An 11754-nucleotide genomic window follows, 5' to 3' on the forward strand; every position below is an offset into this window, starting at 1 on the left:
CTGCGCCGTACGTTTACTCTGCAGCGCGTGCGCACTTGATACAATGGCGATCGTGATATTGTTCCGGATGTCGGCAGGCCGTTGTGGAACAATTCCCGCAAGCGATCAGGTGCCCTGCCTCCTTTCCCGCCGTACCGCCTTGGTCGAACGCGCGCTGCGCGCGTCGTCGGCAGGCGTCGGAGCAACCTTCAGCGCAGGTATTTCAAGCCCATGAACATCGTTATCCTCGCTGCCGGTCAGGGCAAGCGCATGCATTCGAATTTGCCCAAGGTCCTGCATCCACTGGCCGGCAAGCCATTGGTTCGGCACGTCATCGAAACGGCGCGCAGCCTCGCGCCAAGAACGATGTGTGTCGTCTACGGACACGGCGGCGATGCTGTGCGCGCAGCACTCGCCGCACCAGACTTGACCTGGGTCCTGCAGGATCCGCAGCTGGGCACCGGACATGCGGTGATGCAGGCGGCGCCGCAGTTGGCGCCGGGCGGAACCACACTGATCCTGTATGGTGACGTGCCGCTGATCCAGGGCGAGACACTGCAAAGACTGGTACACGCTGCACGGAACGCCTTGGCCATCCTGACCGTCGAATTGCTTGACCCGACCGGCTATGGGCGCATCGTGCGCGACGCATCCGGCGCCGTCCAGCGAATCGTCGAGCACAAGGATGCCAGTGCTGGCGAGAGGTCAATCCGCGAGGTGAACACAGGAATCATCGCCCTGCCAACGGATCGCCTGGTCGGCTGGCTCGCCCGCCTGTCAAACGACAATGCGCAACGTGAGTATTATCTGACTGACATCGTCGGCATGGCGCTTGCTGCGGCTTTGCCCATTACCACCGCTCAGCCGCAAGGCGAGTGGGAAGTGATGGGGGTAAACAGCAAGGTACAGCTCGCCGAACTCGAGCGCATCGTCCAGCGAAGAATTGCCGAGAGTCTGATGGAAAGCGGTGTTCGCCTGGCCGACCCGGCGCGCCTCGATGTGCGCGGCGAGCTGATCTGCGGGCGCGACGTCTTCATCGACGTCAACTGCGTCTTCGAAGGTCGCGTGGTTCTCGACGAAGCTGTCGAGGTGGGTCCTGCCTGCGTCTTCAAGAATGCGCAGATCGGTGCCGGTGTGCGCGTGGCCGCTTTCAGCCACATCGAAGATGCGGTCGTTGGGCCGGATGCTGTCGTCGGTCCGTTTGCCCGCTTGCGGCCAGGAACCGAGCTCGCTGCCGGCGCGCATGTCGGGAATTTCGTCGAACTGAAGAATACGAAACTCGGCATACAGTCGAAGGCCAATCACCTGGCTTACGTCGGCGACGCGGTCGTCGGCAGCCGGGTCAACATTGGCGCCGGAACGATCACCTGCAACTATGACGGCGCCAACAAGTTCAAGACCGTGATCGAGGACGACGCTTTCATCGGCTCGGATACACAACTGGTCGCACCGGTTACGGTTGGCCGCGGCGCGACTCTCGGTGCGGGTACGACCCTGACCAAGGACGCACCGGCGGACACGCTGACCCTCTCGCGTGTTCGACAGGTTTCCCTCCCGGGCTGGCAACGGCCCCAAAAAACGAAAAAGTGATCTGCCATGTGTGGTATTGTCGCCGCGGTTGCCGACCGCAATGTTGTTCCCATCCTTCTCGAAGGCCTGCGCAAGTTGGAGTATCGTGGCTACGATTCGGCTGGCTTGGCGTTGATCAACGAAGCTGGTCTGCAGCGGCTGCGCTCGGTTGGCCGCGTCGCCGAACTGACGGCACAGGTTGAAGCCTTGCAGGCTGCGGGCAACACCGGCATTGCGCACACACGCTGGGCGACGCACGGTGTTCCCTGCGAGCGCAACGCGCATCCGCATGTTTCGCATGGACTGGCCGTCGTCCACAACGGGATCATCGAGAACCACGAGCCCTTGCGAGCGTATCTGAAGAGCGAAGGCTACGCCTTCGATTCTGATACCGATACCGAGGTCGTCGCGCATCTGGTTGCGCACGAACTGAAAGTCGAACCCGACTTGCTGACCGCCGTCCGCCGGGCGGTCGGCCAACTGCAGGGAGCTTATGCCATTGCCGTCCTGCGTGAAGAGGATCCGCAGCACATCGTCGTTGCGCGCGAGGGGGCGCCGCTGCTCCTCGGCCTGACCGACGACGCTTGCTACGCAGCCTCGGACGCCTCGGCTCTGGTCCAGGTGACGCGGCGCATGGTGTACCTCGAGAACGGCGATTGTGCCGAGCTGCTGCGTAGTCGCTACACGATTGCCCGAGTCGATGGTACGCTGGTTGACCGACCAGAAACCGAGTCGCACCTGTCGGCCGACGCAATCGAGTTGGGCCATTACCGGCATTTCATGCAGAAGGAAATCTTCGAGCAGCCGGTTGCCCTGGCGAATACGCTGGAAATGCTTGGCGCGGCGCGCAGCATTCAACCGGGGCTATTCGGTGCCGAGAGCGAAGCTTTGCTCAAGGAAGTTGGGCAGGTCTTGATCATCGCCTGCGGTACGAGCTATCACGCGGGCCTGGTGGCCCGTTACTGGCTCGAGTCGATTGCCGGAATACCGTGCGCTGTGGAGGTGGCGAGCGAGTACCGCTATCGCGAATCGGTTCCCGACCCGCGCACCTTGGTCGTGACCATTTCCCAGTCCGGCGAAACGGCCGACACGCTGGCGGCACTGCAGCACGCCAAGGCGCTCGGCATGTCGCGCACGCTATGCATCTGCAACGTTCCCGAGTCCTCACTGGTGCGGGAAAACGCCCTTCGTTTCATCACTCGCGCTGGTCCGGAGATCGGCGTTGCCTCAACCAAGGCGTTTACCACTCAGCTTGCTGCACTTTACCTGCTGACGCTGGTACTCGCCAAGGTACGCTCCCGCCTCACGCCGGAGGCAGAAGCGGCCGAGTTGCACGCTGTTCGCCATCTGCCGATGGCGGTCGCCAGCGCTCTCGAACTGGAGCCGGAGATTCGCGTGTGGTCGGAACGCTTCTCGATGAAGCAGCACGCGCTCTTCCTTGGTCGCGGTCGACATTACCCGATCGCGCTCGAGGGCGCGTTGAAGCTGAAGGAAATCTCCTACATTCACGCTGAAGCGTATCCGGCAGGCGAACTGAAGCATGGACCTCTCGCCTTGGTCGACCGTGAGATGCCGGTGATCGCCGTCGCGCCAAATGATGTCCTGCTCGAAAAGCTGAAGTCAAATTTGCAGGAAGTCCGCGCGCGTGGCGGAGAACTGTACGTCTTCGCCGATGCAGACAGCGAAATGAAGGAATCCGACGGCGTGCATGTCCTGCATCTGCCCGAGCACTACGGCGCACTGTCGCCCCTGTTGCACGTGGTACCGCTGCAGTTGCTGGCCTATCATGTTGCGCTGGTCCGCGGAACTGACGTTGACAAACCGCGCAACCTGGCCAAGTCGGTGACCGTCGAGTAAGGTCGAGCCCCAGTTCTGCGCGCCCGCGCAGCAAGGCGCCGAGCGGCTTTCCCTGCTATCGGTCAATCCCAACAAGAAACGGCTCGGGAGGTGTTCCTCCCGAGCCGTTGTGTTGTCCAGCGTGCCGATAGCGGCTACGTATCCCCGGTGTAGGTCACTTGGGCCAGTCGACGCTCATCGGGTGGGATGCCGGAAACCATTACGCACGCCGTCCAACAGCAAGTTTTCAGCGTCGCTCAGTGACCCGAGGCAGCCGCCGCGCCAACACCGGTTTCGGAGCGAACCCGCTGCGCTGGATAAAGCGACCGCTCGAGCTGCGCCTGCTTGCTGTTATCCATCTTCGAAACGATGTAGATGACCACGAAAGCAGCGGTCATCGAGAAGATGGCGGGCGACGAATACGGGAACCACGCACTTCCTTTCGGGTTCTTCAGGACCGCTTCCCAAACCGACGCCGAGAGAATCGTCAGAACGACCGAGCTGACCAGTCCGACGACGCCGCCAGCGACCGCGCCTTTGGTCGTGCAGTCTTTCCACAGCACCGACATGAAGAGAATCGGGAAGTTTGCCGAGCACGCGATGACGAAGGCCAACATCACCATGTAGGCGACGTTTTCCTTCTCGAAAGCGATGCCGAGGAACACCGCGACGATGCCGAGGCAGATGGTGGTGATCCGCGACACGCGCAGTTCCGACGCGGAGTCCGCATTGCCGTGCTTGAGCACCGTTGCATAGAGGTCGTGCGAGACGGCTGAGGCACCGGATAGCGTCAGGCCGGCAACGACGGCGAGAATCGTCGCGAAGGCGACGGCCGAGATGAAGCCGAGGAACAAGTTGCCACCGACGGCGTTCGACAGGTGTACAGCGGCCATGTTGCCGCCGCCCTTCAGACCCTTGGCGAGATCGCCATCAACGTAGTACAGCTCGGGCGATTGCGTGAGCATGACGATGGCGCCGAAGCCGATGATGAAGGTGAGAATGTAGAAGTAGCCGATCCAGGTCGTCGCCCAGCCAACCGACTTGCGCGCCTCTTTGGCGCTCGGCACGGTGAAGAAGCGCATCAGGATGTGTGGCAGGCCGGCGGTACCGAACATCAGCGCCATTCCCACGGAAATGGCCGATACGGGGTCCTTGATCAGCACGCCAGGCGACATGATGGCATCGTGTTTGGAATGGATCTCGACCGCCTTGGCAAACAGCGCCTCGGGGTTGAAGCCGAACTTCCAGAGCACGGCGAGGGCCATGAACGTTGCACCGGTAAGCAGCATGATCGCTTTGATGATCTGCACCCAGGTCGTCGCGGTCATACCACCGAAGAGCACGTAGCACATCATCAGCACACCGACGAGGATCACCGCCACCGTATATTCCAGACCGAAGAGGACTTTGATCAACTGACCGGCGCCGACCATCTGGGCGATCATGTAGAACGCGACGACGACCAGCGAACCGGTCGCAGCGAAGGTGCGCATCGGCGTTTGGGCAAAGCGATACGCGGCGACGTCGGCAAAGGTGAACTTGCCGAGGTTGCGCAGGCGTTCGGCCATCAGGAAGGTGATCACCGGCCAGCCGACCAGCCAGCCGATCGAGAAGATCAGGCCGTCAAAGCCGTTGGCGAAGACCAGGCCGGAAATTCCGAGGAAGGAAGCGGCTGACATGTAGTCGCCGCCAATCGCCAGGCCGTTCTGGAAACCGGTGATTCCGCCACCGGCCGTGTAGAAGTCGGCTGCTGTCTTGGTGCGCGCCGCTGCCCACTTGGTGATGCCGAGCGTAATCGCGACGAAGACGACGAACATGGCGATCGCCACCCAGTTGGTGGCTTGCTTGGTCGTGTTCCCGAGGTCGGCGCCAGCCGCCAGGACGCTGCCCGTGGCGAGCAGAGCAGCCGTAGCGAAGAGAATTTTGCGGGTCGATTGGCTGATCATTTCTTGTTCGCCTCCTTGAGGATCTGGGCATTGAGATCGTCGAATTCCGTGTTGGCCCGCCGAATGTAGATGTTGGTCAGAATGATCGTAAACACGATGACCCCGACGCCGAGCGGAATTCCGATGGAAGTCACCATCCCGGGTGCGAGCTTGGTGGCCAGCCATTCCTTGTTGAAAGCAATCAGCAGAATGTAGCCGTAGTAGGCGATGATCATCAGGATGGACATGATGATGCCGTAGGAATTGCGCTTCTGCACGAACTGGTGGAACTTCGGATTGGCCTCAATCCGCGCAACGATGTCGTCGTTCACTTTGCTTATCCTCCTCCAAAAGAGACTGTTGTCGATCGAGTCACTTGCCATGACTGGCGCCCGATCATAATCAGCAATACTTACTTCGGGCTTACGGCAAAGCTGGTGGCGGAGGACCAGAAGGACCTTGGTGGCAGAGGTTGAGCCGGCGCCGCTGGCCGGCGGCAGGCGGCGAGCATCGGCCCGCTACCCCTGTGGTAGACTGCCCGCCGGCATGCGCAACCCGGCAACCACATCTTCGACGAGGCAGTTATGTCCGGCAACACCATCGGCACCCTGTTTTGCGTGACATCGTTTGGCGAGTCGCACGGGCCGGCTATCGGCTGCGTGGTGGACGGGTGTCCGCCTGGTCTGCCAATCAGCGCGGCGGATATCCAGGCCGATCTCGACCGGCGTCGGCCTGGAACTTCACGCCATGTGACGCAGCGTCGCGAGCCGGATCAGGTCGAGATTCTCTCTGGCGTTTTCGCGGGCATGACGACGGGAACGCCGATTGCCCTGCTGATCCGCAACCAGGACCAGCGGAGCAAGGATTACGCTGAGATTGCGACGACTTTCCGCCCCGGCCATGCGGACTATGTTTACCTGCAGAAGTACGGCCTGCGCGATCCACGTGGTGGCGGGCGGTCTTCGGCGCGCGAAACCGCCGTACGCGTAGCGGCCGGAGCGATTGCCCGCAAGTGGCTGGCCGAACGCCATGGCGTGGCGATCTGCGGCTGGTTGAGTCGTCTGGGGCCGATTGATATTCCCTTCGTTGCGCGCGAAGACATCGCCGGCAACCCTTTCTTCGCACCGAACGCGACGATCGTTCCACAACTTGAAGACTATATGGATCGCTTGCGCAAGGCGGGCGATTCGGTCGGTGCGTTGCTCACGGTCAGCGCCAGCGGCGTTCCACCCGGTTGGGGCCAACCTGTTTATGATCGGCTGGATGCCCAGATCGCTTATGCGATGATGAGTATCAACGCGGTAAAGGGCGTCGAGATTGGCGCCGGTTTCGCCAGCGTTGAACAAAAGGGCAGCGAGCATGGCGACGAGATGACCCCGCAAGGCTTCCTCTCCAATCATGCCGGAGGTGTGCTGGGTGGCATTTCGAGCGGACAGGAGATCATCGTCAGGCTGGCGGTCAAGCCAACCTCGAGCATCCGCCTGCCGCGTCGCTCGATTGACGTGCACGGTCAGCCGATGATCGTCGAGACGCACGGCCGGCACGACCCCTGCGTTGGTCTGCGGGCGACCCCGGTTGCCGAAGCGATGCTGGCGCTTGTCCTGATCGATCTGGCCCTGCGCCATCGCGCCCAGTGCGCCGACGTCCGCTGCCTTACTCCGCGCCTTGCCGGGCATCTGCCGGACGTCCCGGGCAAGTGACGACCGGCGGCACTAGCCAGTATAATCGCGCCGTCTGGTCGCGCATCCGGCCGGCCGGAGTCTCCTGAGGCTATGATCATGCAAGTTGAGCACCACGACCTTCATCTTGACTTCCCAGAGTATGTTGACTCGATCCACGCGCTCAAGGCGGCAAGCGAGAAATTCGGCAACTTGTACGACGAGTACCATCAGCTCACGCGGGAAGTCGAACGGCTCGAGGAAGATGATGTCCCGGTGGATGATTTCGCGTTTGAGAATCTGAAGAAGCAGCGGGTTCGTCTGAAGGACCAGATGTACCGGATGCTCGTTGCGCACAAGAGCGGCGACTGAGCCGGCGCGTGCCGGCCCGCGGGCAGGCGTCCGGTAGAAGCGCCTGATGCAGCTTCTGCCCTATTGGCGGCTTTCGGGCTATTATTTTTTCCATTTTGCCTGCATCGGCGCTTTTTCACCGTACTTCGGGCTTTACCTCGAGTCGCTCGCCTTTTCCGCCTGGGACATCGGCCTTTTGATGTCCCAGCTGCCCTTGATGCGGCTGTTTGCCCCCTACCTGTGGGGTGCACTGGCCGACCGGCTGGTACGCCGGCTGCCGGCCGTCCGCCTCGCTGCAGCCCTCGGCCTGATCTGCTTTTCCGCCTTCTTCCTCACGCGGAGTTTCGCCGCCGTGTTGCTCGCCATGGCGCTTTTCGCCTTCTTCTGGAGCGCCGCGCTACCCCTCGTCGAAACCGCGACCTTTGCTCATCTGCGTGATGAGCCCCAAGGTTACAGCCGGATCCGCCTCTGGGGATCGATCGGTTTCATCGTTGCGGTGATGGCAACGGGTGCGCTACTCGATAGAATGGACCTGCCGGCCCTGCTCTGGGTGATGCTGGGTCTGCTGAGCAGCACCCTGCTGTGCGCCGCGCTGGTCCCCGAGCCGGCCGGGACGGCTGCCGGAGTGGCATCGGAGCAAGCGATCGGAGACATTCTTCGCCAGCCGCGTGTGCGCGCTTTGTTTGCCGCCTGCTTTGCCATGTCGGCGGCGCACGGCGCGCTTTACGTCTTTTACTCGATACACCTCGCCAATCATCAGTACAGCAAGCTGTCCGTTGGCGGTCTGTGGTCGCTCGGCGTACTCGCCGAGATTGCTGTCTTCTTCTTCATGGTCGACTTGCTCCGCCGTTATGGCTTGCGTACCATTCTCCTCGTCTGTTTTGCCGCAGCCGCCATCCGCTTCCTGCTCATCGGCTGGTGTGTCGAGCACTGGCCATTGGTTCTTCTTGCCCAACTGTTGCACGGACTGACCTTTGGTGCCTACCACGCAGCGGCTATTGCTGCGGTGAATCGTTGGTTTTCCGGAAACTGTCAGGCCCGTGGGCAGGCGCTCTACTCGAGCGTTTCTTTTGGTGCCGGTGGCCTGCTCGGCGGGTTGCTCAGCGGATGGTCGTGGGAACGGCTGGGGGCGGCGCCGACCTACACGATCAGCGCGAGCTTTGCGGTGGTCGGTCTCCTGTTCGTTGCCCGCTGGATCCAGCACAGCGATCTGGCCGACGTCGGCGCTGAGCGCGCCCGGTGTGTTGCCCGAAGTTGATACTGATCGTGAGGAAAGCGCGATGATCATCGGTCTCTTGCGCAGTTGCTGCCTGGCAGCGCTGCTTGCCGGACTGACTACCGGCTGTGCGACGACCCGCACGACCGCTGGCGGAGCGGTCGGCGTTCAACGCGAACAAACCATGCTCGTTTCGTCGGGCGAGATCAATCGCTCGGCCGCCAAGGCCTACCAGGAGACCATGCGCGAGGCGCAGGCGAGGAACCGCCTCAATCGCAGCCCGCAACAGTTCGAGCGCGTGCGCCTGGTTGCCCAGCGGCTGATCCCGGTCACCGCAGCCTTCCGCAGCGACGCGACCGGCTGGTCGTGGGAAGTCAATGTCATCACCTCTCCGGAGTTGAACGCCTGGTGCATGCCAGGCGGCAAGATGGCCGTCTACAGCGGCCTGCTCGAGCAACTGCAGTTGACCGATGACGAACTTGCCGGAGTGATGGGACACGAGATCGCGCATGCCCTGCGCGAGCACGGGCGTGAGAAGGCGAGTCGGGCGGCTGGCGTAAACGTGGCAGCCAGCATTGGCGGCGCTTTGATCGGGGCTTACTTCGGTGTCGATTCCGGTCTCGGCCAGAGCATCATCGGAACCGTCGGCGATCTCGCGTTCATGCGCCCGAACTCGCGCGAGATGGAACAGGAAGCAGACCGCATCGGCGTCGAACTCGCCGCGCGCGCCGGCTACGATCCCTTTGCGGCGATCGCCCTATGGGAGAAGATGGGCCGCACCGTGCGTGGGCAACCGCCGCAGTGGCTGTCTACGCATCCGTCGCACGCGTCGCGCATCGCCGACTTGCGGGTCTATGCCGAGCGCGTGTACCCCTTGTATGCCGGTGTGCGACGCGCTCGCTAGGCGCTGGGCAGATCGGCGAAGCGCCGGCACGATCTGACGAGAAGCAGGGGCTGTGACATAATCGCGTGCTTTGAGGAAATGCGAATGAAAATCTGTGTTCTTCCAGGGGACGGCATTGGCCCGGAAATCATGGCCGAAGCGGTACGCGTGCTGCGTGCGCTCGACCTGGATTTCGAAATGCACGAGGCCCTGCTGGGCGGCTGCGCCGTCGACGCTACCGGCGATCCGTATCCGGCTGCGACGCAACAGCTTGCGCAGGATGCTGATGCGGTCCTGCTCGGCGCTGTCGGCGGCCCGCAATGGGACAAGCTGCCGCGCGAGCAGCGCCCGGAAAGGGGGCTGTTGGGAATCCGCAAGCATCTCGGCCTGTTTGCCAACCTGCGCCCGGCGATTCTTTATCCCGAGTTGGCAAATGCTTCGACGCTGAAGAGCGAAGTGGTCGCCGGGTTGGATATCCTGATCGTCCGGGAACTGACCGGCGACATTTATTTCGGTCAGCCACGCGGCATCGAAGTACGCGAGCTGGCTGGCCAGCGCGAGCGAGTAGGCTTCAACACGATGATCTACAGCGAGAGCGAGATTCGCCGCATCCTGCGCGTTGCCTTCGAGGCAGCGCGCCAACGCAGGAAGAAGCTGTGTTCGGTCGACAAGATGAACGTGTTGGAGACCACCCAGTTGTGGCGGGACGTTGCCGAAGAAACAGCGACCGAATACCCCGATGTCGAACTGAGCCACATGCTGGTCGACAACGCCGCCATGCAACTGGTCAGAAACCCGAAGCAATTCGATGTCGTGGTGACCGGCAACATGTTCGGCGACATCCTGTCGGACGAGGCTTCGATGCTCACCGGCTCGATTGGCATGCTGCCTTCCGCTTCGCTCGACGCCAATCGGAAGGGACTGTACGAGCCCTGCCACGGGTCGGCGCCGGACATTGCCGGAGAGGGCGTGGCGAATCCCCTGGCGACGATTCTCTCGGCGGCGATGATGCTGCGCTATACGTTCGCGTTGGAGTCCTCGGCACAGCGCGTCGAGCAGGCAGTAAAGGCCGTTCTGGCGCAAGGATACCGCACGGCGGACATCTACGAGCCGGGTACGCGCAAGGTGGGAACGCGCGCGATGGGTGATGCGGTTCTCGCCGCCCTGTGATTCGGACGAGAAGAACTGGAGGAGCAAATCGGTGAATAGAGTGGGTCTGGTGGGCTGGCGCGGCATGGTTGGATCGGTGCTCATGCAGCGCATGCTGGAAGAGGGTGATTTTCAACATATCGAACCGCGGTATTTCTCGACCTCGGCAGTGGGGGAAGCAGCCCCGGTGATCGCCGGCAAGGACGCGGGCAAGCTGCACGATGCGATGTCGCTGAGCGACCTCGCGCCGATGGACATCATCGTGACCTGCCAGGGGGGCGACTACACGCGGGAGATTTTTCCGCGTCTACGCGCTGCTGGCTGGCAGGGTCACTGGATCGACGCGGCGTCTACCCTGCGCATGCAGGAGGACGCGGTGATCATCCTGGATCCGGTCAATCGCAGCGTCATCGATGCCGCCCGAGCAAACGGCGGGCGCAACTGGATCGGCGGCAACTGCACGGTTTCCCTGATGCTGATGGGCCTTGCCGGCCTGTTTCACCATGACCTCGTCGAATGGGTCAGCGCGATGACCTACCAGGCGGCTTCCGGCGCCGGGGCGCAAAACATGCGCGAGTTGCTGCTGCAGATGGGCGCCTTGTACCAGGCGGTCGAAAGCGAACTGGCGCAGCCAGCCTCGGCAATCCTCGAGATCGACCGCAAGGTTGCCGAGACGATGCGCTCGCCGGCTTTCCCGACGAAAAACTTCCGTCAGGCGCCCCTCGCCGGCAGCCTGATTCCTTGGATCGACGTGCCGGTCGACGGCGGCCAGTCGAAAGAGGAATGGAAAGGCGGCGCCGAGTGCAACAAAATCCTCGGACGTCCTGCTTTCCGCACAGCCGGCAGCATACCGGTGGACGGCCTGTGTGTTCGCATCGGGGCGATGCGTTGCCATGCTCAGGGACTGACCATCAAGTTGCGCCGCGATGTACCGTTGGACGAAGTCGAGGAGATTATTGCGCAAGGCAACCCCTGGGTGAAGGTCGTCGCCAACGAACGCGAGCTGAGTGAGCGGGAACTGACGCCGGCGGCAGTGACTGGAACCCTCAGCATACCGGTGGGCCGGCTGCACAAGCTGGCGCTGGGTCCGGAGTATCTGGCGGCGTTCACAGTCGGTGACCAGCTCTTGTGGGGGGCTGCCGAACCACTCCGTCGCATGCTTCGTATACTGATTGATAACTAGTTGAA

The 11754-nt window shown here is 62.3% G+C and carries 10 protein-coding genes; 8 read left to right on the top strand and 2 right to left on the bottom strand.

The window, feature by feature from the left end; translation table 11 throughout:
- The first annotated feature begins 210 nt into the window (after nt 1–210).
- A complete protein-coding gene (gene glmU / locus RKP46_RS16860) occupies nt 211–1569 on the top strand; it encodes a bifunctional UDP-N-acetylglucosamine diphosphorylase/glucosamine-1-phosphate N-acetyltransferase GlmU (RefSeq protein ID WP_311107695.1) in 1359 nt (452 codons plus the stop codon).
- A 6-nt stretch (nt 1570–1575) separates the two neighbouring features.
- Entirely contained in the window at nt 1576–3405 is a 1830-nt protein-coding gene (gene glmS, locus RKP46_RS16865) for a glutamine--fructose-6-phosphate transaminase (isomerizing) (protein ID WP_311107696.1), read from the top strand.
- 236 nt (nt 3406–3641) lie between these two features.
- On the opposite strand, the gene RKP46_RS16870 is transcribed toward glmS, so the two are convergent.
- Nucleotides 3642–5330, bottom strand: coding sequence for a cation acetate symporter (locus tag RKP46_RS16870; protein WP_311107697.1), 1689 nt, complete (start codon nt 5328–5330; stop codon nt 3642–3644).
- Nucleotides 5327–5650, bottom strand: coding sequence for a DUF485 domain-containing protein (locus RKP46_RS16875; protein WP_311107724.1), 324 nt, complete (start codon nt 5648–5650; stop codon nt 5327–5329). Before RKP46_RS16875 ends, RKP46_RS16870 begins: the two co-directional genes overlap by 4 nt.
- Nucleotides 5651–5893: 243 nt before the next feature.
- Here RKP46_RS16875 and aroC point away from each other — a divergent pair, with 243 nt between their 5' ends.
- From aroC to asd, 6 genes are all read left to right on the top strand, one after another.
- Nucleotides 5894–7009: a chorismate synthase gene (aroC, locus tag RKP46_RS16880; RefSeq protein WP_311107698.1), complete on the top strand. Its 1116-nt coding sequence runs from the start codon at nt 5894–5896 to the stop codon at nt 7007–7009.
- Between the two features lie 78 nt (nt 7010–7087).
- On the top strand, nt 7088–7339 hold the full coding sequence (locus RKP46_RS16885; RefSeq protein WP_311107699.1) for a DUF465 domain-containing protein: 252 nt from the start codon (nt 7088–7090) through the stop codon (nt 7337–7339).
- A gap of 46 nt (nt 7340–7385) precedes the next feature.
- Nucleotides 7386–8576 carry an MFS transporter gene (locus tag RKP46_RS16890; protein ID WP_311107700.1) on the top strand — a complete coding sequence of 397 codons (1191 nt, stop codon included), beginning with the start codon at nt 7386–7388 and terminating at the stop codon, nt 8574–8576.
- A 22-nt stretch (nt 8577–8598) separates the two neighbouring features.
- Nucleotides 8599–9438, top strand: coding sequence for a M48 family metallopeptidase (locus RKP46_RS16895; RefSeq protein WP_311107701.1), 840 nt, complete (start codon nt 8599–8601; stop codon nt 9436–9438).
- Nucleotides 9439–9522: 84 nt separating this feature from the next.
- Nucleotides 9523–10587: a 3-isopropylmalate dehydrogenase gene (leuB, locus tag RKP46_RS16900; RefSeq protein ID WP_311107702.1), complete on the top strand. Its 1065-nt coding sequence runs from the start codon at nt 9523–9525 to the stop codon at nt 10585–10587.
- A 31-nt stretch (nt 10588–10618) separates the two neighbouring features.
- Entirely contained in the window at nt 10619–11749 is a 1131-nt protein-coding gene (asd, locus tag RKP46_RS16905; RefSeq protein WP_311107703.1) for an aspartate-semialdehyde dehydrogenase, read from the top strand.
- Nucleotides 11750–11754: the final 5 nt, after the last annotated feature.

The organism is Accumulibacter sp., from assembly GCF_031732815.1.
Taxonomy (GTDB): Bacteria; Pseudomonadota; Gammaproteobacteria; order Burkholderiales; family Rhodocyclaceae; genus Accumulibacter.

What these genes read in the sequence shown, in the direction of transcription:
- RKP46_RS16870 (WP_311107697.1), bottom strand. Translation starts at nt 5,330, where the DNA reads ATGATCAGCCAATCGACCCGCAAAATTCTCTTCGCTACGGCTGCTCTG.
- RKP46_RS16885 (WP_311107699.1), top strand. Translation starts at nt 7,088, where the DNA reads ATGCAAGTTGAGCACCACGACCTTCATCTTGACTTCCCAGAGTATGTT.
- RKP46_RS16890 (WP_311107700.1), top strand. Translation starts at nt 7,386, where the DNA reads ATGCAGCTTCTGCCCTATTGGCGGCTTTCGGGCTATTATTTTTTCCAT.
- RKP46_RS16895 (WP_311107701.1), top strand. Translation starts at nt 8,599, where the DNA reads ATGATCATCGGTCTCTTGCGCAGTTGCTGCCTGGCAGCGCTGCTTGCC.
- leuB (WP_311107702.1), top strand. Translation starts at nt 9,523, where the DNA reads ATGAAAATCTGTGTTCTTCCAGGGGACGGCATTGGCCCGGAAATCATG.
- glmU (WP_311107695.1), top strand. Translation starts at nt 211, where the DNA reads ATGAACATCGTTATCCTCGCTGCCGGTCAGGGCAAGCGCATGCATTCG.
- aroC (WP_311107698.1), top strand. Translation starts at nt 5,894, where the DNA reads ATGTCCGGCAACACCATCGGCACCCTGTTTTGCGTGACATCGTTTGGC.
- glmS (WP_311107696.1), top strand. Translation starts at nt 1,576, where the DNA reads ATGTGTGGTATTGTCGCCGCGGTTGCCGACCGCAATGTTGTTCCCATC.